Raw genomic sequence first — 278 nt, 5'->3', positions numbered from 1 at the left:
GCACTGGGCCACCCGATTGGTGCTTCCGGCTGTCGTATCCTGGTCACCCTGTTGCATGAAATGATCCGTCAGGATGCCAAAAAAGGTCTGGCGACCTTGTGTATCGGTGGCGGTATGGGTGTTGCTTTGGCGATCGAACGCTAAACACCCGGTCTGTGCGAATGGCAAAGTGATACCGCCAAATCATTTGCACGGATAAAAATCACCCCAAAAAAAAGCCAGAGGCTACATCGTAGTCACTGGCTTTTTTTATGGCCCGGCCTGGCTACGTATATCTA

The 278-nt window shown here is 51.4% G+C and carries 1 protein-coding gene; it reads left to right on the top strand.

Features of this window, described 5'->3' with window-relative positions:
• The first annotated feature begins 3 nt into the window (after positions 1 to 3).
• On the top strand, positions 4 to 144 hold the full coding sequence (locus tag Q4563_RS19520) for a hypothetical protein (protein ID WP_442903810.1): 141 nt from the start codon (positions 4 to 6) through the stop codon (positions 142 to 144).
• Positions 145 to 278 lie beyond the last annotated feature (134 nt).

Source organism: Gilvimarinus sp. 1_MG-2023 (assembly GCF_030548285.1).
This window is presented reverse-complemented; position numbering and strand designations above follow the sequence as displayed.